17 protein-coding genes are annotated in these 21275 nt (G+C 41.6%); 8 read left to right on the top strand and 9 right to left on the bottom strand.

Annotated features, from left to right (window positions below; genetic code table 11):
• Positions 1-466: 466 nt before the first annotated feature.
• Positions 467-1027 carry a TFIIB-type zinc ribbon-containing protein gene (locus FIU21_RS02685; protein WP_004359349.1) on the bottom strand — a complete coding sequence of 187 codons (561 nt, stop codon included), beginning with the start codon at positions 1025-1027 and terminating at the stop codon, positions 467-469.
• A gap of 333 nt (positions 1028-1360) precedes the next feature.
• Here FIU21_RS02685 and FIU21_RS02680 point away from each other — a divergent pair, with 333 nt between their 5' ends.
• From FIU21_RS02680 to FIU21_RS02660, 5 genes are all read left to right on the top strand, one after another.
• Positions 1361-2710 carry a hypothetical protein gene (locus FIU21_RS02680; protein ID WP_004359351.1) on the top strand — a complete coding sequence of 450 codons (1350 nt, stop codon included), beginning with the start codon at positions 1361-1363 and terminating at the stop codon, positions 2708-2710.
• 166 nt (positions 2711-2876) lie between these two features.
• Positions 2877-3341, top strand: coding sequence for a MaoC family dehydratase (locus tag FIU21_RS02675; protein WP_004359353.1), 465 nt, complete (start codon positions 2877-2879; stop codon positions 3339-3341).
• Positions 3342-3594: 253 nt separating this feature from the next.
• Positions 3595-4110 (top strand): MarR family winged helix-turn-helix transcriptional regulator, encoded by a 516-nt coding sequence (locus FIU21_RS02670; protein ID WP_036885851.1) that lies wholly within the window; start codon positions 3595-3597, stop codon positions 4108-4110.
• 437 nt (positions 4111-4547) lie between these two features.
• Positions 4548-5030 (top strand): hypothetical protein, encoded by a 483-nt coding sequence (locus FIU21_RS02665; protein WP_004359357.1) that lies wholly within the window; start codon positions 4548-4550, stop codon positions 5028-5030.
• Between the two features lie 41 nt (positions 5031-5071).
• Positions 5072-5455: a hypothetical protein gene (locus FIU21_RS02660; protein ID WP_004359358.1), complete on the top strand. Its 384-nt coding sequence runs from the start codon at positions 5072-5074 to the stop codon at positions 5453-5455.
• Positions 5456-5850: 395 nt separating this feature from the next.
• On the opposite strand, the gene FIU21_RS02655 is transcribed toward FIU21_RS02660, so the two are convergent.
• The 6 genes from FIU21_RS02655 to FIU21_RS02630 form a co-directional block, all read right to left on the bottom strand.
• Positions 5851-7236, bottom strand: a complete 1386-nt coding sequence (locus FIU21_RS02655) for a zinc ribbon domain-containing protein (RefSeq protein ID WP_004359360.1) — start codon at positions 7234-7236, stop codon at positions 5851-5853.
• 64 nt (positions 7237-7300) lie between these two features.
• On the bottom strand, positions 7301-8008 hold the full coding sequence (locus tag FIU21_RS02650; protein ID WP_004359362.1) for a glycoside hydrolase family 25 protein: 708 nt from the start codon (positions 8006-8008) through the stop codon (positions 7301-7303).
• Positions 8009-9002: 994 nt separating this feature from the next.
• Positions 9003-9695 carry a (d)CMP kinase gene (gene cmk, locus FIU21_RS02645; RefSeq protein ID WP_004359364.1) on the bottom strand — a complete coding sequence of 231 codons (693 nt, stop codon included), beginning with the start codon at positions 9693-9695 and terminating at the stop codon, positions 9003-9005.
• 217 nt (positions 9696-9912) lie between these two features.
• Entirely contained in the window at positions 9913-10725 is an 813-nt protein-coding gene (locus FIU21_RS02640; protein WP_004359366.1) for a TatD family hydrolase, read from the bottom strand.
• A 270-nt stretch (positions 10726-10995) separates the two neighbouring features.
• Positions 10996-11970: a polyprenyl synthetase family protein gene (locus tag FIU21_RS02635; RefSeq protein ID WP_004359367.1), complete on the bottom strand. Its 975-nt coding sequence runs from the start codon at positions 11968-11970 to the stop codon at positions 10996-10998.
• A 65-nt stretch (positions 11971-12035) separates the two neighbouring features.
• The gene (locus FIU21_RS02630) at positions 12036-12833 is read right to left on the bottom strand and encodes an energy transducer TonB (RefSeq protein WP_004359369.1); all 798 of its coding nucleotides are present in this window, start codon (positions 12831-12833) and stop codon (positions 12036-12038) included.
• Between the two features lie 141 nt (positions 12834-12974).
• Between FIU21_RS02630 and porQ the strand changes: the two genes are divergently transcribed.
• A complete protein-coding gene (porQ, locus tag FIU21_RS02625) occupies positions 12975-13919 on the top strand; it encodes a type IX secretion system protein PorQ (protein ID WP_004359371.1) in 945 nt (314 codons plus the stop codon).
• Positions 13920-14246: 327 nt separating this feature from the next.
• Here the strand turns inward: porQ and feoB are convergent, their stop codons facing one another.
• Positions 14247-16727, bottom strand: coding sequence for a ferrous iron transport protein B (feoB, locus tag FIU21_RS02620; RefSeq protein WP_004359373.1), 2481 nt, complete (start codon positions 16725-16727; stop codon positions 14247-14249).
• 1328 nt (positions 16728-18055) lie between these two features.
• Between feoB and FIU21_RS02615 the strand changes: the two genes are divergently transcribed.
• Positions 18056-18484, top strand: coding sequence for a DoxX family protein (locus FIU21_RS02615; RefSeq protein ID WP_004359375.1), 429 nt, complete (start codon positions 18056-18058; stop codon positions 18482-18484).
• A gap of 292 nt (positions 18485-18776) precedes the next feature.
• Here FIU21_RS02615 and FIU21_RS02610 read toward each other — a convergent pair whose 3' ends face one another.
• Entirely contained in the window at positions 18777-20207 is a 1431-nt protein-coding gene (locus FIU21_RS02610) for an alanine/glycine:cation symporter family protein (protein WP_036885854.1), read from the bottom strand.
• A gap of 142 nt (positions 20208-20349) precedes the next feature.
• Between FIU21_RS02610 and FIU21_RS02605 the strand changes: the two genes are divergently transcribed.
• Positions 20350-21267 carry a YitT family protein gene (locus FIU21_RS02605; RefSeq protein WP_036885857.1) on the top strand — a complete coding sequence of 306 codons (918 nt, stop codon included), beginning with the start codon at positions 20350-20352 and terminating at the stop codon, positions 21265-21267.
• The last annotated feature ends 8 nt before the right edge of the window (positions 21268-21275 follow it).

Below are 21275 nucleotides of genomic sequence, written 5' to 3'. Positions count from 1 at the left end.
TTTTTATTTCCAACTTGTATCTTGGACACATAATAGTGCATGTTTTGCGGTGTTTACCTTATATAAAAAGCAGTACGGAAAGGGTAGGTTGCTTTCAAAAACAAATGCGAAACAACACATTGATAAGTAGGCAAGAAAGCAAGGGAAAGAATGATAGTATTTGATTAGTTGTAATAAAAAAGTCACTAAGCAGAAATCAATAGATGCTTAATTGCCTTTGAAAAGACGCCCTTTAGGCTTGCTAAAGATGCCCTTTAAGACGCTAACTAACGCCCTTTTGAACCCTTAGAAAGCACCTTTTAGAATACGACTTTATAACTATTTGATTATCTGTTGCTTATAGCAGTCTGCTTTTAAGCCCTTTTTTAGCTAAGATAAGGACTAAAAGCGCTCTCGAAATGTAAGGATATTTCTAAACATCTGTTACTTAAAAACAGAAGATAAGAGGGTATAAGAAATGCAAAAGTTAGATAGAATTTCTTATTTCAATATAGTTTTTAAACAGCCATGAGTGTCCCTCTGATAAGAGTTTCACAGCCTCTGCACAGACGAAAAGTCCTATAAAGACCGAAAGGAGGAAGATAAAACTGAAGCCAAAGAATATCCAAAGGTCGCCATCTGTGTATTTCTCTTGAAAACGACGAAGCCATGAAGACGATTTATTTACAAACTCACTGGTACTTTCTGTCGCATTCTTCAAGGTCTCACCGGCCTGCTTAGATACGTGAAGGGCACGCTGAGAAGCCTCTATCAGCTTACTTCTCATCTCAGCAAGCTTCTCTTTTGAAGGCGAACTAACGAGATGGGTTGAGACTGTAGGAAGATCCTTGGCTTTCTTTATCTCAATAGGTGAGACGTCAGCCAATGGAATAACGGAACGAGCACGTGTGCGGAAAGACTTAGGGGCATCAAACCTACAGTTCAACACATTACCACAATAAGGGCAACGATATTTCATTGTCCCATATTGCTCAGTCTCAGCTACAAAGTCGCGACCGCAGTTATTGCATTTGACAGTATATCTCATGATGGTGGCAAAATTATAAAAAAATGTTGAAATGTGAGCAGAAAACTATGTTAATTCAGAATTTATCATTTAGAATTATTCGAACGGTGTTCTTGTCAGAGTGTTATAATTCTGATTATTCGTATGGTGTTCTCATTGGCATGATGTGTGAGATGTTGTGTCTATGGATTAATGATAAAGTCTTATGTCGATACTGATTTTTCAAGTTTTTTTAGTATCTTTGCATTTGAATCATTGTGAGATGCAAGGATTCAATAGCTTTACATCACTTTGTTAGAATGGTAAGAAGTGAGGATAAGAAGTTCAATAATCATTAAAAAACAGGATAAAACAATGAGAAAAATAATTCTTGCGGTATCTATAGTATTACTCTGTGCTGCTTGTGGAGGTGACGGAAGTTCGTCGGATCCAATACAGCCAAACCCATCTACTGAGCAAAATGCGGCAGAAGTAACGAATGACGATATTGTGAAGTTTTTTAATCTTGATAAGCAACAGAATGTTTATCAAGCATTGGAAACGGCAAAAGCAAGTTTAGGAAATAAAACTGTCAATGGTAAGGCGTTGAATGTTACGGCTGTAGATGTACTGAATAGCGATGAAGAGAAGGGTACTTTTACGTTGAGAGTAATGGGTAATAGCAGTGGTAAAACCTTTACTAAGGACGTTGAATATGCTGGTTTTGCACAGAAACCAAATGATTATGAGATGGTTTCACGTGCTGTTGCAGCATGGAAAACGGACGTTAACTATCTGAAAGACTTCGATTTCGATACACTTTATCGTCTTAAGGATAATAGGAAGTTTACTGCAGCGTATTTACAGAAGTTTATTAATCTGTCTTCTTCAAGTGTTGGTGGCAGCAAGCATTACACCTTTACGCCAGCTGATTGGGCAAATACGACGGTTAGCGATGTGCGTTACGTTGGTGGCAGTACGTCTGGTCAGGTAGCGTTTACGATTACTTATAAGGGTCGAAAGAATAGTTTGGTTGGTGTTGAGATAAATAAGAATGAGTATTATCGCAACCAAATCAGTGTAAATACAGAGGAGGTTAGCAAGTTATATATGCGTGGTGTGTACGAGCATGCAGATGTTTTTCATACCTCTTTGCTTAAATTTGATAGTGAGAAGTTCGTACCTTATCTTAAGAGTAAGCATCGAGATGATGGGACAAACGCTATCACGCTCTCTATCCAACTTGTTGCTAAGGATGGTCACGACACAGAATTGGCTAATTTCAATGTGGAACTTACAGGTTTTAAACCACTTTCTGCACTTGATAAAGAACTTCTTGTCGCCAACAGTACAGACGTTGGAAAGTTCTTTGGTAAGTATTTTAGAAGCAAGGCTGATGGTGACTATTCTGCAGCAGTGAAGTCATTTGACCCACGAGTATGGTTTAAGAAAGTTCAGATGTCATTAATGCGTGATGGCGAAAACATTGACTTGTATGCAAATGAGGTGCAAGGTGATAATGGAAATTCTAACCTTGTCGCATGGATTCCTGGTAGTGGTTTAGCGAAATATTTGGATATCTATCTCTTAGATCCACGTATCGAGGTGATAAGTGCGCAGAAAACTGGCAACTTCCTTGATATCAAGTATAAGCTTGTTTATGTCAATGAGGTGTCTGTAGCGGGTAAGGAAAAAACCTTGCATGTGCATCTATTGGCACCATAAAGAGGCTCAGCAGCATAAGTCGATTTGGGCAATTGGAAAGTTTTTTGTATTTTTGTACGACAAAAGGTAGTATATCCTTTCACACCTTATAATATATAAAGAGGGTAGGGAGGGTAAAGAAAGACTATCATATGCAGTAATGTAGAAATTACATGAAACAAAAACTATGGCAAAATTAACAGTAAACAATTATGATGAGCTTGCTGCCCGACTGGGTGAGAAGCTTGGTGAGAGCGAGTGGTTACTCGTTGACCAGGAGAGAATTAACCTCTTTGCTGATGCTACCCTCGACCATCAGTGGATTCATGTTGACACAGAGCGTGCAGCTGTAGAAAGCCAGTTCAAGAGTACTATCGCACATGGCTATCTTACACTTTCACTGCTCCCACACATGTGGCAGGAGATTATTGAGGTGAATAACCTTAAGATGATGGTCAACTATGGTATGGATAAGATGCGCTTTGGTCGTCCAGTCCTCGTGAACTCACGCATTCGTCTTGTTGCCACACTCGATAGTATTGAGAATATCCGTGGTATCTGCAAGGCTGGTATCAAGTTCCAGATTGAGATTGAGGGCGAACGCAAGCCAGCACTTGAGGGTGTTGCAACCTTCCTTTATTACTTTGAATAAGTAGAAATAAACCCTTATAAATACGCATAAGCGGACATAAACGATTTGTATTGTTTATGTCCGCTTATTATTGTTTTATGTTATCAAAACACGACTTTAGCTATACAATTAATGTTAAAAGTAGGCTTATGTCATTAACGATAAATATAAATTGTTGTACCTTTGCAGCACGAACAGATTATTTTCAGGTAACAATATAGTTTAAAGTTTACTTCAGGAGTTTGAAGTTATCAAAACATTTAAGGAAAAAAGAATGGTATACGACCAACTAAAACTGCAGAGCCAACTCTGCTTCAGATTGTACACAGCAAGCCGCCTTGTTACTCAAACTTATTATCCATTGCTTGAGGATTTAGGTATTACCTATCCTCAATATCTTGTATTGATGGCTCTTTGGGAAGAAGACAATCAAAAGGTGATGGAACTTGCACACCGGCTTTATCTTGACTCAAACACAATGACCCCACTTGTTCAGCGTATGGCTCAACTTGGATTGGTTAACCGTGTCAAGGGTGAAAAGGATGGAAGAGAAACCTATGTTTCGCTTACTGAGCATGGTAAGGAATTACAAGAGAAGGCGAAGGATATCCCATCTTGCATGGTAGGGAAGTTGTTTGAGAATGAAGAGGAGTTCGTTCAGTTCAAGGAGATAGCTGCTGATCTTGATCGTCTTATTGCTCGTCTCTCAGGACAACGCTCTAAGGAGAAGGAGGAAGCAATGGCTAAGATGCGTGAAGAGCGCCTGGCTTCTAAAAGAAAAAGAAAGTAATTGCAATAAGCTTTATCACATAAAGTAATGAAGGTGTACCAATAATAGGATGACTATTAGGGTACACCTTTGTTAATTCATAATGCATAATTCAGAATTCATAATTATGAATACTAATGTTAACTGTGGTTTATCGCTACAACTAATGGGCTAACTCGTCAACTACGAATTACGCAAATGACACGAATTACGTTGCAATAAGCATTAGCGTAATTAGTGAAATTCGTAGTCGGTAAAAGTGAGATAGAGGTTTGTACATATCATAAAGTTCAAAGTTCAAACCTCAAAGTTCAAAGTAAATGGTTCAAAGTTTAAAGTAAATTTTCTCCTTTTCTTGCTCATTCTCCATATTTTTCATAATTTTGTATCGTGTCATAATATCATTGTTTTAAAATGATAAAGGCAGATGAAGGCACGGAATAAATGAAAGAAGAAGAATGAAGAAAATACTACTATTATTGACAGTGCTTCTCTTTGCAATGGGAGCACATGCGCAAAAAGATATTGTTTCGATGGCTGATGCTATTAAAATCTTTCAAGCAAAGACACTACAAGTGGGTAAACAGGTGCTTGAGAAGCAAGGCTACAGCTATAAAGGAGTCTCATCGGACGAGTTTGGAAAGGACTATAACTGGGTAAAGAATATGAACCTAACCAGCGACTTCCTACCAACTGCCATGGGACGTGGTAACTCCAGTATGGTACTCTTGGCACAAAATGGCAAGACGGTTTATATCTATGTCTTTAACCGTACTGCCTTTGCGGGCTTGCAGGCACAGGTGAAAGCGATGGGATATGACATGGGTAATGCTGTGAAGGGAGACAAGACTACGCTGATTTGTACGAAGGATAATCAGCCAACAATTAGCTTTCTGACCCTCCAGCAGCCACTTCCTTACTGTGTGCAGATTACCGAGTAAGCGAAAAAGGCAATAAGATAAAAGGATAGAAAACGTAGATAATGAAGAAGAAACCAACCTATAAGGTACCCGTATCCATCTGTGCTATTGTGCTTGTGGTGGGTGCTATAGTACTTGCTGTTCTCATGGAAACACGTGAGATGGCTCCTCCTCGTAAGTATGAGGTGGATATGTCGGGTGAAGTTATCGGTATTGATAATGGTCCGAAGATTCCTGTATTGACAAAGGAAGAGGAGAAAGACGAAGAGGTGAAGGAGGAGAAGAAGACAGAAGCTCCAAAGAAAGAATCTTCTGAGTCGGAAGAGACAGCAGATCCAGAGAACCCTGTCATTGTTCCTAATGTTCCAGAAGGTCAGACAGAACCAGTTGTAAAGGCTCCAGTGCCTGAGATTAAAAAGCCTACGATTGATCAGATTGAGAATTAACGTGGGTGATAGGTGTTGGGTGTTAAATGTTGGGTGTTGATGGTTTGTAAAAAGGGCTATATAACATCTCACATAGAATATCAAGTTATATGTACTTGGTATTTTTAAAAATAAGTTGCTGTCACTTTTAACATTTCGTGTAAATGAATGAAATGTTGGTACTTATGAGCCTAAAATGGCTGACAGGAGTGACAGCAAGTTTTATTTTACCAGCCATTAACCCCAATGTAAAGCATATTGTTTTTGAATAGTCTTGTTTTATTGTCGGTTTTTTGTCAGTCTTTCTGTCTTGAAGTAATTCGCTACAACGCTAATATAAAGACAATTAGTTCGTTCGACAATAAAACAAAACTTGTTTGAGTGCTAATCTTATTTACCTTAAAAGGGTAAACCTATTACCAATTAATATGGGTTATTTTGCCGTTCTTGATTGTCGCAGAGATAACATAACTACGTTTTGACTTACCACCTTTGCGATCGATATCCAATGTAGCTGGTATCTTTAGGCAAATATCTGCACCCGCTTCATTACTCTTTTTGGTTACTTCTGCAGGCGAACCAAGGTGCCAATTGATTGTCTTGACATCAGCTTGATAAAGTCGGTCGGTCATATAACGGCGAATATCCTTCACCGTAGCACCACCTGAACCAAGGAAGTTTAATGATGGCGCAACAGCACCAGAAATCTTATCCGTGCTTTTACTGTTGATACCTTGTAAGAGTTGGCGCACCGCAGCAACCGCTTTTGCTCTCTCACCATCCGTTACCTTTGCAACAGCTGACTCCTCAGCCTTCTCTGGTGTCAGAATATTCTTCAACTTCTCATCGGCTTCCTTACTATGAATACCATTCGGATGCTGCGCCTTATAGCCAAGATAAGCATTCTCGTTGTTTTTAGCTACAGCTCCTGCCCAGTCTATTTCGTCAATCTTTGCTTCCAACTCACCACGATGTTTTGAGTCTGGATACTTAGCAATAAACTGCTGCAACACTTCTTTTGAGTTGCTGGTCAATGCCACAGAAAGGTCATTATCAGACTGTTGCATATTCTGAGTGGTAGTTGTCAGCACCTTTAGACGGGCTGATATACTATCACGATGTGCCTTAGAAGCTGATGGATTTTCCTTGAGATAATTCTTTAGTACGGTTGGTTCGCTACTACTCATTGCTTGTGTGAAAGCCTCCTGCTCATTGTTAGCTTTGCTTGCGCCCACCCCTTGGTTGTAAAGGAAGAGTAATACGGCTGCAGTGATCGCAGCGATGAGCAGTGAGACAGCCAATGACAGATGATTATTCTTATCTGGAGTACTTTCCTCCTCGTCCTCAGCTATAGCCTCGGCATTGGCAATCACCTCCTCGTCAGCATTATCATCCATGATGAAGTCGGCATCGACAGCCTCTTCCTCCGTCTTTGGCTCGTTGAAAACGTCTTGTGTCTTATCGTTGTAATTATCCGTTTCGTGTTCTTCCGTTTCCTCTACTGGGATGATAACATCATCGTTTCCTGTTGCTTCCTCCTTGTCAACTGACATGAGAACAACAGGCTCTTGCACCTTACTTTCGTTCGCAGCCTCACTTGTGTGATGCTCTGCAGCCGTAACAGAACTCTCTACATGGTGTTCTGTATGATGACAGTTCGGACATGATGATTCCTCTTTGAGGTATAATTCACCGCAATGAGAACATTTAATGATATGTCCGGCAATCTCTACACCGCAGCTTGGGCATACGGGAGCCTTGTCGCTCACTTGATGGCCACATTCAGGGCATTTGATGATCATTTATCTAACGTAAGATTATAGTAGTGTGGATAATTATCTATTTCCTTTTCTCTTTGTGTTGAAGCTAACGCTTTCGTCGGAATCGCAGTTCACGCATACTGTGGTTACCCATCAGTCGAGACTTATCAACATATCCTCTCACACCGTTGATACGTCCCTTGCCAGTGTACTGCCAAGCAAAGATGTCTCTTCCATCGTTCAGCTCTGGCTCGCGTCCGTTATATTGTGCAATGAAAAGTTTATAGCCGTCGAGTGCACCGCTGAGATACCTGTTATAGAAGTTTGTGTAGGTATAAACTAATGGTTTGACACCATACTCCTTTGTCATAAGCACAAGAAACTTCTGTAAACTATCGCGTAAAGCCTCCGTACTCAGTCCGCCAGTAGTCTCGATATCTACCATTGGGATGAGGTCTTGGTCTTGTGGACGACACTGCATGCGGAAGTTGCGCAACTGCTCCTCTTGTGGGATAGCAGGGCGATAGAAGTGGTAAGAACCGACATTCATACCATAACGTTGTGCTGCCTCAATATTATCAAGATAGCGTTGGTCAATACGTGAACCGCCCTCAGTGGCTTTTAAGTAAACGTAATTGAGCTTATGATTGCTGTTTTCAGCTACTGTCTCCCACCACACATCGCCTTGGTAATGGCTCATGTCAAGCCCATGAACATGGCTGCAGGTGTCTTCGCATTGGATAGTATATTGTGCCTTCAGACCTGCAAAAGAGAATATGCAGGCGATGAGCATTATTATCTTTTTTAACTTCATAGATGCAAAGATAACATTTTAAGTTGAGATAGCAGTCTGAACAAAGTATAATTCTGTTGATTTTAGTATTTCTTAATTCATAAATCTTAGATTTATAGTGTCTTAATGTTAGTGCGTAGAGTGAAAAGAGGTTCTTCTGGAATGTGAAGTAATGCACTAAAAATCTTATGTGTTATGGCACACAGAGTTATGGAGGGAACGGAGCTAAAGGCTATGTCACAGAGGTGCCGATAGCACAAAGAGCGACGGAGGTGTAGCGTACAGATTCCTGATAACTCTTTTGGGATAAAGGTTTTGTGTGTAAATTGCTAATAGAACTGACAAACAAACTCTATTGCTCCATGCACCGCCGGTGCCTCCGTGCCTATCGTTGCTTTGTTTTCAATAATCCTCCGTATCCTCTGTTTCTCTGTGTGACATATTGTCAAAGTCCTAAACTTAGGGCGGTATCCTTATCATTCCCAATTTATGAAGACTACAAAAAAGCGGATTGTTACTATGTCTATTCAGTGTTTTCTGTCGTTCAATACAATCTGATAGTTTTCTTGTAATGGTTTTTGTCAATTATTTTCTAACAGTTCGAACGCAATTCATGCTCTTTTAGCTTCTTAAAGACGCCCTTTAGGCTTGCAAAAGATGCCCTTTAAGCCCCTTACTAACGCCCTTTAGCAGTCCTATTAAGCACCTCTTGTTTTACTCCTTTATAACTATTTGATTTACTGATGGTTGTAAGCGTGGTGTTCTTAGGTGTTTTCCGTCTTTTTAGGAGTAGTTTTCAATGAAATTATGTAAGTTTTTTTCAAGTCTTTATTGTTATTTTTTGCGGTGTTAAGCTGGAGCATTTTTTAGTGTGAAAGGGTGGGCGAGATCGTTTGTTGGTAGTGTTTAGGATAGCTTGGGATAGCAAAAAAACAGGTCTTTTCGTTAAATGTGCGTACGTTTATCATACCACTTTAACGAAAGGACCTGAAAAGATAAGCCTTTTGTTAGCTTATTATGCTTCTGCAGCCTTTAGATACTGGTTGTAAAGCCACTGCTTTTGCTCGGCAATTGTGAGCTGACTGTTGTCGAGTTCGAGAGCATCATCAGCCTTGCGAAGCGGTGATGTCTCACGATGAGAGTCGATATAGTCACGCTCTTGCACATTCTTAAGGATGTCGGCAAAGTCTGCTTCCATTCCCTTCGCCTTCAACTCGTCGTAACGACGTTGCGCACGTACCTCAGCTGATGCGGTAACGAATATTTTAAGTTCGGCATTTGGGAATACCACCGTACCGATGTCGCGACCGTCCATAACGATACCTTTCTCTGCTCCCATGCGTTGCTGCTGTTCAACGAGAGCCTTACGCACAAAGGCGAGTGTGGCGATAGGGCTAACATGAGATGACACCTCCATCGTACGGATTTCGTTCTCAACATTCTCACCATTGAGATATGTTTCTGGACGCCCCGTCTCCTTATTGAGTTGGAAACTGATGTTGATATCCTTCATCTGTGCCTGCAACTCCTCTTCGCGGATGGTTCCGTCTGCGTTGAAGAGGTTATGACGTAGCGCATAGAGTGTAACGGAGCGATACATAGCACCCGTGTCTACATAGATATAGCCAATCTCTTTGGCAAGATCTTTTGCCATTGTGCTCTTTCCACATGATGAAAAGCCGTCGATGGCGATAGTTATTTTCTTCATATAATTTTAAATTCAGAATTCATAATCCTTATTTAATTCATAATTCAAAATTCACAATTCATAATTATGATTACCATTGCTTGATATGTTTATTGCTACACACAGCTTGTCAATTCATTATCACCCATCATTCAACACCAAATACTCTACCCATAGTTTGTTAATTCATTATCACCCATAACTTAACAAATCATCACCACCCAACATCTAACACCCATCACCCAATACCAAACACCCTACACACATTCTCATTGGTTTGTCGTGCAAACTCAGCCTCGTCAATACCATAGCTAAGAGCAAGGGTGCGCATTACTTCTACGATGAAAGCACTCTCGTTACGCTTACCACGATGAGGAACAGGAGCCATGTAAGGGCTGTCAGTCTCAAGAACGATGCGGTCAAGGGGTACTGCTGCAGGGAAATCTTCGCGCAGGTGACTGCTTTTAAAGGTTGATACACCACCCACACCAAGCACGAAGCGGTCGAAACGGAGGAATGCCTCTGCCTCCTTCTGATTACCGGTAAAGCAGTGGAAGACACCACCCGGCAATTCCTTTTCGTATGGTCGCATGATATGTAGCATCTCACTCTGTGCCTTACGGCAGTGAATCATCAGCGGAAGACGTGTCTCAACGCTCCATTTCACAGCCTCCTCAAAGGCAGCAAGCTGCTGTTTCTCGTATTCACGTGTCCAATAGAAATCAAGTCCTACCTCACCAATCGCAATCACTGTCTCACCTGGTTTGGCTGTTCCCTCTACCTTCTGTCGAAGCGATAGTAGGATTCGTTCGTGCATAGCGTCCAACACTTCACGCCAATCATCGCGCACCTCCTCTGGCTGCAGTCCAATCATTGGATAGCAGGTGTCAGGAAACTGTCGGCAAACAGCCAATACAGTATCCACTGATTTGAGGTCGATAGCTGGTAGGAAAATCTTTCCTACACCTGCCTCGTGGGCACGACTGATAACCTCTGGGAGGTCGTCAGCAAAGTCTTCTACATCTAAATGGGCGTGGGTGTCTATTATCATTGGGTGATAGGTGTTAAATGTTGGGTGTTGATGAAGTGTTTATTGGGTGTTGGGTGTTGAATGTTGGGTGTTGTTGATTTTTTGGATGACAGGTCTTGACGAGTAGTATTTCTCAGCAATCAATGCACCTATTTAACTTTATCCTGACCTTATCCTATTTGCCTCCCTCCCCCTTTGGGGAGGGTCGGGGTGGGGCTTTATCCTATTTGCCTCCCCTCCTTTACTTCCCTTCGGTCAGTGACCGTTGGTTCGGAGGGGTCGGGGGAGGCTTCACCACTTCCTATGTAGCATCTTCTGTGCATACGCTAACAGTTCAGCCTTGCGTTCATCAGGAAGGTTTACTGCCGCAATATATTTGTTTGCTTCATCAAAATAATAGTTGATGCGCTCAATAGCCATCTTGTCAACGCCGATGCTGTTATACAACTCAGTGACGGCAGCAACCTTCTCCTCGTGATTGAAGTTCTCACAGCCAATCCATTTCTCCAACTCCTTACACTGACGAGCATTCGCCTTGTTAAAAGCATTGATGAGCATGTAGGTCTTCTTGTTGCAAATAATATCGCCACCTATCTTCTTACCGAATACCTTTGGGTCGCCATAGACGTCAAGATAATCGTCTTGCAGTTGGAAGGCAAGACCAATCTGCTCGCCAAACTTGTAGAGATTCTCTACATCTTCTGCAGGAGCATCGGCAAGGATAGCACCAATCTTCATCGCACAAGCTAACAGAACACTGGTCTTAAGACGAATCATCTCGATGTATTCTTCTTCCTTTACGTCATTACGATTCTCAAACTCCATGTCGTACTGCTGACCCTCACCAATCTCAAGTGCCGTAACGGTGAAGAGTCGAAGCACTTCACTGAGGTGTCTGCTGTCGCACTGAGCCATTCTTTCGAAAGCCAAAACAAGCATTGAGTCACCCGATAAGATAGCCGTATTGGCATCCCAACGCACATGGACAGTCTGCTGTCCGCGACGAAGCGGAGCATCATCCATCAAGTCATCGTGCAAGAGTGTATAGTTATGATAGGTCTCAAGGGCGCAAGCCGGTGAGAGAATCGTCTCTGGGTCGTCCTTAAAAAGATTGTAAGAAAGCAGCATCAGCGTAGGACGGATGCGCTTCCCTCCCAATGAGAGGACGTATTTTATCGGTTCGTACAAGCTTTGTGGCTTGCGGTCATAAGTAAGGTTGTTTATATACTCGTTTACTTTACTCAGAATTTCATTAGCAGTGTACATATAGAATTGGAGTTAAAAGTTATTTTCAAAATAAGCGTTGAAGGCTTTTGGGCGGGTCAAAAGTCTTATGCAAGTTGGAAGACAAACGGAATCTCTATCAGCGAACGGCATGGTTTATTCTTCTCAATGCCTGGCTTCCACTTACCCATTGTCTTGAGAACGCGTAGTACTTCGTCGTTGAGAATAGGTACCTTACCACTCTTAATTCTGACATCATCAACCGTACCATCAGCATTGATGATGAAAGTAATATTCACCGTTCCCTGCAGTTTGTTCTCCTTTGCAGCAGCAGGATATTGCAATGTCTTTGTAAGCCATTTCATAAACTCCACCCATCCGCCCGGTGGTGTTGGTGTTTCGGAGAGTATTCGCTTGCTAACCTTGTCGTCATAGCGTTCTACAACCTTGTCGGAATTGTCATCGGTCATCTTCTCCATCTCCTTCTTAGCCTCTTCTTTTATCTTCGGAGGTTCAGGAGTAGTAGTTACCATCGGCATAACAATCGGTTCGTTACTTACCTGTGGAGCCCCCGTCTTCTTATCGTTCGAGTTCATACTTCCTGCATCGTGAGGCGTAACCTTATTCGGAATATCACGGCGTTTAAGGTTGAGCATGTCCTCCATCGTAGGCTTCTTGTCTTCTTGTGTCTTGGCAAGGTCTTGCTGGTCAATGGCAGGCAGCATGTCCATATCGTGGAGTGTGACATTCTTGATGGTCTTAGTATTAGCCGAATCATCGTCACTCCCCGTTGCATTATACTCCATGGCAACAAAGAAGAAAGACAGTGCAACGATGATTCCCAATAGGAAACCAATCCACCGCTTATTCTCTAAATCTGCTCTATTTGACTTCTTTATTTCCAAGATAAGATATACTAAACACCTTTTTCTGCCGTTATACAATCCATAATGGGCACAAAAACGCCTCATTATAAGTTGCAACGACAAAAGTAATAAGATATTCGGAAAAAGATGTAACTTTGCCGAGAAATTAATTTAGATTAAATGAAAAAAATCGTTTTCACCCTCCTGTTAACCCTTTTTGCGGTTGTAATACGAGCGCAGGAGAGTCAAACTGAATACAACTTCCTACGACTTCCAGTGAGTGCGCATGCTGCTGCATTGGGTGGAGAGAATATTACTATCATTGAAGACGACCCCTCACTGATGTTCTCTAATCCTGCTTTGGCTTCTTCCGTAAGCGATAAAACCGTGGGACTTAGTTACATGAATTATATGCGTGGAGCTCATTATATGGGTGCTTCTTATACGAAAGCATTGGGTGAGAAAGCAACGCTTGCAGGTGGTGTGCAGTATATGAACTACGGAAAGATGAAGGAAGTTGATGCTAACAACGTACAAACTGGTACTTTCAATGCCAGCGAAATCGCTGTTGAAGGTATCTTCTCCTACGAATTAGCACGTAATCTGGTGGGTGGTATCACGGCAAAATTCATTACTTCTTACATTGGTAGTTATAACTCTATGGCGGTGGGTGTAGACCTTGGTCTCAATTGGTATGAGCCTGAAAGACAGTGGTCGGTATCCTTAGTTGCCAAGAACCTCGGTGGACAGATTAAGGCATACGAAGAGGAGTATGGTAAGATGCCGATTGATGTGCAGGTGGGTGTGAGCAAGACTTTTGCTGCCCTCCCTGTCAGAGTGTCTGCTACGCTTGTCGATCTTACGCATTATGACTATCGTTTTATCAATCACCTCAATCTCGGAGCAGAAGTCTTACTGTCTGAAAGTATTTGGGTTGGTGGTGGTTACAACTTCCGTAAGGCAGACGAAATGACCATTGGTAAGGATGAGAACGCCAGTGTGCATGGTGCAGGATTCAGTGTCGGAGCTGGTATCAACCTTGAACAATTCAAACTCAACCTTGCCTACGGTAAGTATCATGCAGCCAGCAACTCGATATTGGTGAACTTGGCGTACTCCTTTTAGAAGGCGTTGGTAATTCATAATTCAAAATTCATAATTATGATTACCATTATTAGCTTTGAACTTTGAGGTTTGAACATTGAACTTTATGATATGTAACTTTAAAGAACTACGAATTACACGAATTTCTCGAATGTTGTTTGTGATAATGATTCGTGTCATTAGTGCAATTCGTAGTTGTCTATTAGCTGTTGACGAGTTTCACATTACTGTAGCTATAAACCACAGTTAACATTAGTGTTCATAATTATGACGTACTGATGGGAACTTCGTTCGAATAATTCTGGATTATGAATTCTGAATTATTACAGCGTCTATTCTCTCTTCTTATCACATGAACAGCATGCCCACTTGGAAGACCACAGCACTAACGATCCAAGCTAATGCTGTAGTGTAACCAGCAGCAAAGAGAGCCCAACCCCAACTGCCTGTTTCGCCTTTAATAGCTGCTATCGTGGCTACACAAGGGAAGTAAAGCAGTACAAAGAGGAGGAAAGAGAAGGCTGTCAGCGTTGCAATAGGCTCTGCTTCCTCGTAGCTGATGTGATGTATTGTCGCTACATCCTTTGTAATCAGATTATGTAGCTTTGAGTATTTACCTGTCTCACTACTATAACTGCTGTCGTCAGAGAAGCTATCATCATTAGAATAGAGTACGCCCATTGTTGATGCAACAATCTCTTTTGCACCCATACCAGACAATAAACCAACATCCAATTTCCAATTGAAACCCTGTGGACGGAACACTGGCTCAACGGCTTTACCGATTCGTCCGATATAGCTTTGTTCTTGTCGTGCTTGATTATCCATGTTCGGATCGTCTGGAAGAGGGAAGTAGCCTAAAGCCCATACGATGATAGAAGCAACAAGGATAATACCTCCCATCTTTTTAAGATACTGCTTACCTTTCTCCCATGTATGGCGACCAATCGCCTTCCATGTTGGGAAACGGTAAGGTGGTAGCTCCATCACAAATGGTGTATCCTCACCTTTGACCACAAAAGCTGAGAACAAACGACTCACCACCACTGCCATCAACACACCTATTATATATAAGGAGAGCATGGCAAGCGAACGATATTTCAACGCAAAGAACGAACCCGTAATCATTACGTAGATAGGTAGACGAGCCGAACAACTCATCAAGGGGAGAATCAACATTGTTATCAATCTACTCCTCCGACTCTCAATCGTACGTGTTGCCATCACCGCTGGCACATTACAACCGAAGCCCATGATAAGTGGAATAAACGACTTTCCATGCAGTCCCATCTTGTGCATCAGTCGGTCCATGATGAAGGCGGCACGTGACATATAGCCGCAGTCCTCCATGTAGGAGATAAAGAAGTAAAGTATTAATATCTGAGGAAGAAATACAATAACAGCTCCTACACCACCGATAATACCATCAACAATCATATCTTTTACTGGTCCGGCAGGCATATTCGTAGAAATGAACTCGCCTAACCAACCCACACCAGCCTCTATCCAATCCATTGGATACTGACCAATGACGAAGGTTGCCGTGAACATTACCAACAGTACAAAGAAAAAGATTGGGAAACCAAAGTATTTGTTTGTCAATACATGGTCGATGACATGGGTGGTTTGATAGGTGTCTTTCTTATCACCTGTCGAGAAGTTTGCTTCCTTCAGCGCACCATTAATAAAACCATACTTGGCATCCATGATGGCTGTTTCGCTATCATTACCCGTCTCTTCCTTTACACGAGCGGCTGCCGTATCACGATGATTGAATATCTCAATCGAATCACCTAACGGACTAACGAGTTGCTCTACGTCCTTGTCATGCTCTAACAGCTTGATGGCAAGATAGCGGGTAGAGTAGCGATGGCAGAGTTCAGGGTATTTCTTTAAATGCTCCTGCATCTCTTTAATACCATTCTCTATCTCATGTCCGTGGTTGATATGGATATGACGGAACTGCAACGACTCGTCTTCTTTCCCTTCATAAACGGCAATAATCTGGCGGAAGAGTTCCTTCACACCTCTACCATTGGTGAATACTGTTGGTATCATCGGCACTCCGAAGAGCTCAGAAAGCTTATGTGCATCAATATGGTCACCACGCTGTTCAGTCTCATCAAACATATTTAGCGCACAAACCATACGTATGTGCATGTCTATCAGCTGGGTTGTAAGATAGAGGTTGCGCTCAAGGTTAGACGAGTCTATCACATTGATGACTACGTCTGGTGTCTTGTCAACCAACTGCTTACGCACGTAGAGTTCTTCAGGACTATAGGCTGAAAGACTATAGGTACCAGGCAGGTCAACAAGGTTAAAAACATAGCCATCAAACTCAGCACGTCCCACCTTCGCATCAACCGTCACACCCGAATAATTACCTACTCGTTCGTGTGCTCCCGATGCAAAGTTGAAGAGCGATGTCTTACCGCAATTAGGGTTACCGACAAGTGCCACATTGATTGTATGGCTCTTACGGCGCACAGCATCTGATTGTTTCTCGGGCGTTAGCTCCTTGTCCGTACTGTCGTATGTGGTTGAATCCATCTCAACCTGATTGTCTTCCTGCTCCTCCTCATTCCCAAAAGAGTGAGTCTTCACATCCGACAATACCTCAATCTGGTCAGCCTCGCTATGACGAAGACTAACCTCATAACCCATAATCTTATATTTAACGGGGTCTTGCAAGGGTGCATTGAGCAATACCTCAACGGTCTTACCCTTGATAAATCCCATCTCTATGATTCGTTTACGAAAACCACCGTGTCCCGATACCTTTACGATAACACCAGTTTCTCCAGTCTTTAATTCTGATAGTTTCATATTCTCTATAATTCAGAATTCATAATTCAAAATTCATAATTATGATTACTACTATAATTCATAATTCATAATTCAAAATCCATAATTATGATTACTACTGTTTACTCTATTTATTGCTGCAAGCAACTTGTTTACTCGTTTACTCGTTAACCCGTTAACTCGTCAACTTGAAAGACTTGTTTACTTGTCTACTCGTTCACTCGTCCACTTGTAAAAGTTCCTTTGTCTTCTTCTCAAGCAACTCGTTCACTTGTCTACTCGTCTACTCGTCTACATCGTAAGAAACAAAGGTAATGAAAAAAAACAGAATAGAAAATGTTTATATAGTAAATACCTAATAATGGGGATAGGCAACCGCATGAAAAAAGGTTATAACAGGTAATTTTCTTCATGTAATAATAACAATACACTTGCCATAGGAATGAGGTAATTAATGCTTCCTAACAGGAGAGATACTATTACCAAACCTACAAGAATAGTTTTGTTTTAGTTTGCTGTCACTTTTAACACTTTGTGTAACAATACTGTAAATTAATGAGTTAAGTGGTGATTGTGGCTGACAGAAGTGACAGCAAGTCTGAAATACAGAGAAGACGTGATGTCTACTATCAATTAATAAACAAGGCGTTTATCCTCGAAGTTATTAGGAATCTGTACACTATATCTTCGTCGCTCTTTGTTTCATCGTTCTCTCTGTGCCATTTCCTTATCTCCGTTTCCTCCGTTTCTCAGTGTGCCTTATTATGTAAGTTTGTAAATAAAATTCACTACTCTGAAAATTAAAGAGCATCTTTTGGACTTTAATTAACGCCCTTTTGGCTTGCAAAAGGTGCCCTTTAAGAGCCTTACTAACGCCCTTTTGAAGTCCAATTAAGCACCTTTTACTTTCTTGTTCTGTAACTTGTTGATTATTATAGAGTTGTGAGGGTGATGAGAAATACTGTTTTTTGTGTGAAAAGAGGTGTTTTACGGGGTTGGTTTGTAAATATATTTCTAAGTCTGAAAACGGTAAATGCTATCTTTATTATCTCTTTAGAGACGAGTGCAAAATTATTCTATGCAATGGATTCATTGTTTTACAGATATGAAAAGATAAGAAGTGTTGCATAAATAATCGTTGTAAGTCAATACCACATATATGGTGTTTTTCGTCGCTTTCGATAAACTTTTTTGGGGTATTGTTAGGATAAAATGGGAATTTATCCCTATCTTTGTAATGAATTAAAGATATGACCGCAGTGCTATTCTCTACATGGTCACGCTTATATAATAAGGTAGGGCGACATGGCACCATAGGTAAAACGTATAAATATAAAAGATTGTAAGATATGAAATGTTTAGAATTACTATTCCCAAAAGCTGAGAGTACAAAGACATCACTTATTTTATTGGTATCACGCCTTGTGTTTGGATTGACATTTGCGAGCCACGGACTCGACAAGTTACTGCACTTCTCAGAAACAGCTACACACTTCCCTGCACCCTTCGGAATGAGTGGTGAGGTGGCAGTAGGATTGAGTATTTTCGGCGAGTTAGTGTGTGGTTTGGCTTTTGCCTTCGGTTTCCTCACACGTTTAGCACTCTTGCCAATGATTTTCACCATGCTCGTTGCTTTCACAACCGTTCATGGCGGTTCAGTCAGTGGTGGTGAGTTAGCCTTCCTTTACCTTGTCATCTTCGTTCTCTCATGGTTCGCTGGTGCTGGCAAGTTCTCAGTTGATGGCATCATCAGAAGCAAGATAAGTCGGGGTAATTGATAATTCACGGTTGTAATTCATAATTCATAATTCACAATTCATAATTATGATTACCATTATTAGCTTTGAACCATTAACTACGAACTTGAGCTTTGAACTTTAAGCTTTATGATATGTGCAAACTCTATCTCACTTTTACCGACTACGAATTTCGTTAATGCTTATTGTAATGTAATTCGTGTCATTTGCGTAATTCGTAGTTGGAGAGATAATACGTTACTGTAGCAATAAACCACAGTTAACATTAGTGTTCATAATTATGAATTGTGAATTATGAATTATGAATTGAGGCTTATTGCCCCCAGCATTCAATATCTTTTTCTATATCGGGCATTGTCTCACGTTTGAAGACAGGACTCTTCACGCCTGCGCGCTTCTGTTGACGATAATCATCGAGTAGGCGGAAGGCATATTTACCAAGTGTTAAGATAGCAACGAGGTTGCAAATTGTGATGAGTGCCATGAAGAAATCACCAATACTCCATACAAGGTCGAGGCTGGCAATGGCACCAAACATCACCATTACACCACCTGTTATCACACGCAAAGCGAGAATGGCTGAAGGCTTTTGAGTAAGGAATCGTACGTTTGCCTCACCATAATAATAGTTTCCGATAATACTGCTAAAAGCAAAGAAGAAGATGGCTATCGCTATAAAGATTGGACCAGCTGCACCCACTTCGCTCTCTAAAGCAAGCTGAGTAAGGAGAATTCCTGAGTCGGAATTGTTGACATAAAGTCCACTGATGATAATGATAAAAGCCGTACAGCTACAAACGAGGAGCGTATCTGTGAATACACCGAGCGACTGGATGAGTCCTTGTTTCACGGGATGAGTAGTAGATGCGGTCGCTGCAATATTTGGAGCAGAACCCTCACCCGCCTCATTACTGAATAGTCCACGCTTAATACCGTTCATCATCGTAGCACCTAAGCCGCCACCTGCAACCTGTTCAAAGCCAAAAGCGTTCTCAACGATAAGGCGGAAGACGTGTGGAATGAGTTGAATATTCATTACAATAATGACCAAAGCAAGGAGTACGTAACCCACTGCCATCAGCGGAACGAGTACGCTACTGACCTTTGCAATACGCTGAATACCACCGAAAACTATTGCTAAAGAGAGTATAGCGAGAGCGCCACCCATCCATGTCTGATCAATAGAAAATGCCTTTTGCATAGCACCACAAATCGTATTACTCTGTATGGAGATATAAGCCATACAGAAGGTCATTGTAATCAGTACGGCAAAGAGTTTCGCCATCCATTTACAATGCATACCATGTAGAATGTAATAGGCTGGTCCACCAATGAACGAGTCGGCATGACGACGCTTATAAAGTTGGGCAAGTGTAGACTCTATGAAGGCTGTTGCAGAACCTAAGAGGGCAATAACCCACATCCAAAAGACAGCACCAGGACCACCAATAGCTATCGCACTTGCCACACCAGCAAGGTTTCCAGTACCTACACGTGAGGCAATTGAGACTGCAAAAGCTTGAAAAGATGATACGTGTTTCTCACCTTCGTCATGCGTTCCTGTCGATTCTCCTAATAGGCGAACCATCTCGCCAACCATGCGAAACTGCACAAAGCGCGTCCGCCATGTAAACCATAAAGCACAAATAACGAGTCCTGCTACGAGGATATATGTCCATGTAAAATAATTGATAGATACTATGGCTTGATTCAGCCAGCCGTCTGCGGAAAATAATTCTATCATTTAATATAAGGCTAAAAATTACGCACAAAAATAATAAAAACATCTGAAAGATATAAGTTTTGTGCGCAAAAATTTTCGCTATTCACTTGACTTTCATAATTATTTCACTAACTTTGCAAAATGCTAATGGTTGACAAACACAATGGTAAGAAAAAGAAAAAACAAGTTTAGAGATGTACGCGAATTCCTGATGATTGCATTGGCAATGATCATCGGCAGCTTTGGCTGGTGTGCATTCTTATTGCCACATCATATCACGATTGGTGGTATTGCGGGTATTGCATCGGTTATTCAGTGGGGTCTTGATATCCCTGTGCAGTATACCTACCTTACTATCAACGGAATACTGCTCTTTGTCGCGTTAAAGATATTGGGTTGGAAGTTCTGTGTCAGGACGATTTTTGCCGTACTGGTGTTCGCCTTTTCGACGTCGGTATTGCGTGAGGTCTTTGCTGGACATCCGTTGTTTTCAGACGAACCTTTCCTCGCCTGCGTTGTAGGTGGTGTGTTATTAGGTGTCGGAGTCAGCATCGCCTTGCAGTATAATGCCAGTTCGGGTGGTTCGGATGTCATTGCAGCAATGATTCACAAGTATCGTGATGTGTCACTCGGACGTGTCATCCTTGCTTGCGACCTTTGTATCATTACCTCCAGTTACTTAGTTTTGGAGAATTGGGAAAAGGTTATCTATGGTTACATAGTTCTCTTCGTAATGACCTATGTGGTGGATTACCTTATCAATGGTATGCGTGGTTCCGTGCAGTTCTTTGTTATTTCTGAACACTGGGAAGAGATTGGTTCTGCCATTAACAACGATGTTGATCGTGGCTGTACGGTTATTGAGGCTCGTGGATTCTACACTGGCAAGAAGGTGGGAATGCTCTTTGTCATCGCACGTCGTTCTGAAGCACACTCCATCTATCAAGTGATTGACGAAATAGACCCGAATGCCTTTGTGTCACAAGGTGCTGTCAATGGTGTCTATGGCATGGGGTTTGATAGAATGAAAGTAGCACATAAAAAGAAAACAGCTGACGAAAAAGTCAGAACAAAAGAATAAGAAAGAAG

Origin of the sequence: Prevotella melaninogenica (assembly GCF_013267595.1) — a bacterium.
Lineage (GTDB): Bacteria > Bacteroidota > Bacteroidia > Bacteroidales > Bacteroidaceae > Prevotella > Prevotella melaninogenica_D.
This window is presented reverse-complemented; position numbering and strand designations above follow the sequence as displayed.

Excerpts from the sequence above, each read along its gene's own strand:
- porQ (WP_004359371.1), top strand. The coding sequence starts at position 12,975 with ATGAAAAAAATCGTTTTCACCCTCCTGTTAACCCTTTTTGCGGTTGTA.
- FIU21_RS02605 (WP_036885857.1), top strand. The coding sequence starts at position 20,350 with ATGGTAAGAAAAAGAAAAAACAAGTTTAGAGATGTACGCGAATTCCTG.
- FIU21_RS02680 (WP_004359351.1), top strand. The coding sequence starts at position 1,361 with ATGAGAAAAATAATTCTTGCGGTATCTATAGTATTACTCTGTGCTGCT.
- FIU21_RS02665 (WP_004359357.1), top strand. The coding sequence starts at position 4,548 with ATGAAGAAAATACTACTATTATTGACAGTGCTTCTCTTTGCAATGGGA.
- FIU21_RS02640 (WP_004359366.1), bottom strand. The coding sequence starts at position 10,725 with ATGATAATAGACACCCACGCCCATTTAGATGTAGAAGACTTTGCTGAC.
- FIU21_RS02650 (WP_004359362.1), bottom strand. The coding sequence starts at position 8,008 with ATGAAGTTAAAAAAGATAATAATGCTCATCGCCTGCATATTCTCTTTT.
- FIU21_RS02610 (WP_036885854.1), bottom strand. The coding sequence starts at position 20,207 with ATGATAGAATTATTTTCCGCAGACGGCTGGCTGAATCAAGCCATAGTA.
- feoB (WP_004359373.1), bottom strand. The coding sequence starts at position 16,727 with ATGAAACTATCAGAATTAAAGACTGGAGAAACTGGTGTTATCGTAAAG.
- cmk (WP_004359364.1), bottom strand. The coding sequence starts at position 9,695 with ATGAAGAAAATAACTATCGCCATCGACGGCTTTTCATCATGTGGAAAG.
- FIU21_RS02675 (WP_004359353.1), top strand. The coding sequence starts at position 2,877 with ATGGCAAAATTAACAGTAAACAATTATGATGAGCTTGCTGCCCGACTG.
- FIU21_RS02660 (WP_004359358.1), top strand. The coding sequence starts at position 5,072 with ATGAAGAAGAAACCAACCTATAAGGTACCCGTATCCATCTGTGCTATT.
- FIU21_RS02655 (WP_004359360.1), bottom strand. The coding sequence starts at position 7,236 with ATGATCATCAAATGCCCTGAATGTGGCCATCAAGTGAGCGACAAGGCT.
- FIU21_RS02635 (WP_004359367.1), bottom strand. The coding sequence starts at position 11,970 with ATGTACACTGCTAATGAAATTCTGAGTAAAGTAAACGAGTATATAAAC.
- FIU21_RS02670 (WP_036885851.1), top strand. The coding sequence starts at position 3,595 with ATGGTATACGACCAACTAAAACTGCAGAGCCAACTCTGCTTCAGATTG.
- FIU21_RS02615 (WP_004359375.1), top strand. The coding sequence starts at position 18,056 with ATGAAATGTTTAGAATTACTATTCCCAAAAGCTGAGAGTACAAAGACA.
- FIU21_RS02685 (WP_004359349.1), bottom strand. The coding sequence starts at position 1,027 with ATGAGATATACTGTCAAATGCAATAACTGCGGTCGCGACTTTGTAGCT.